1 protein-coding gene is annotated in these 1,366 nt (G+C 62.1%); it reads right to left on the reverse strand.

Annotated elements, in window-relative coordinates:
* Positions 1-10: 10 nt before the first annotated feature.
* Positions 11-1,366 (reverse strand): phosphodiester glycosidase family protein (locus QVO43_RS00285; RefSeq protein WP_288174242.1); only part of this gene is annotated, 1,356 nt, incomplete at its 5' end.

Here is a 1,366-nt window from a genome sequence, read left to right on the forward strand (position 1 = left end):
CTGGCGGCACTTATTTCCTGAACACCCCCAGAGCCACCCGGACCGGGCGCTCGCTGCCATCGCTGGGATCGTTCATGATTTTGCCGTTGACCACCATTTCGCTGGAGCCGCCTCCGTCGAAGTTCATAGCCCGGTCAGCCCCCAGCTGGACGAAGTACCGGCCGAATTCGGTGAGAGTCATGCCCACGCTGCTGTCGGACCGGCCGTCAGCCACTACAATCAGCACAGTGCCGTCTTTTTTGATGCCCACCCCGGTCCGGGGAGCCCGTCCCTGGGCGATGTCATCGGCGATTTCTTCTTCCTCGCTGGTCACCTGGACCCGGCCGTCCCGGACCAGCTGAGGCCCGGCGGACCCTACGGAAGCTGCACTGTCCGCAGCCTGGTTTCCCAGGGTCTGAGTCACCGTGACTTTGTCTCCGGTCCGCAGGCCGTTCAAAAAGGCGGCGGCACTTCCGTTGCCGGAAAGCACCGTGGTGCCGGGGGCAAGGGCCATGCTGCCGGCCCCTTTCCGGATATCCCGGACAATCCCGCCATTCAGAAGAACTTCCGTGCCGTAGGCATTGGTGTCCGTCGTGTCGTCATACCCGTCATTGTACAGGATCAGTTCGTTCTGCAGCCGCATCCGGTTCAATCCGCCTATGGAGAAACTTTTTCCGTCCGGCCGGGTTACAGTGCCGGTATAGGACAGCCCGGGCTGGATGGAAGGAGTTCCCGTACGGGGAATCACCAGCCCGGTCCGGGGCGTGCTTTCCATGCCCAGCCATTTGTTCTGGATTTTCAGGTTTCCTACCACCCAGATGTCACTGTCGAAATAGGAGGCGTTCACCAGAGCCACAGCCCCGGACCGTTTCTGGATCATGGACAGGGTCCCCCGCTGGATGGTCTTCCCATAGCCGGGGATGAAGTCCAGACGGAAGTCACTGGAAGGGGCCAGGGTCAAAAGATAAGTCTTCACCCGGCCGGCTCCCAGATTCACGGTGCTTTCCCGGTAGGTGAGCCCCTTTCCCAGCCACTGGGAACTTCCCGCCGCCGGTTTTCCGGCCGTACCGGTGCTGGTTCCGGACCGGGGAAAATCCACTACCAGCCGCTGGGGATTCTTCAGCAGGAAAATCTTGTACACCGGCACCGTCTTCCGGAAGACCACCACCAGCCGGCTGTTCTTTCCCTGGGGTTCCAGATAGGCCTTCTGGATCCGGGGATCCCGGAGCCGGACCATTTCCGTCCGGTCCGCCTTTCCCTTCAGGTCAACGATCAGCTGGTTCCCGGTGACCCGGGCCGTATAAGAAAGAGGGCTGTCCAGGTTCATGACCACCCGTGCCCGGTTAGGGGTAACCCCGCCCCGGAGAGCGCTGACCCGGGCCGCCTG

The sequence above is a fragment of the Acidaminococcus sp. CAG:542 genome (assembly GCF_000437815.1).
In the GTDB taxonomy this organism is placed as follows: Bacteria; Bacillota; Negativicutes; order Acidaminococcales; family Acidaminococcaceae; genus Acidaminococcus.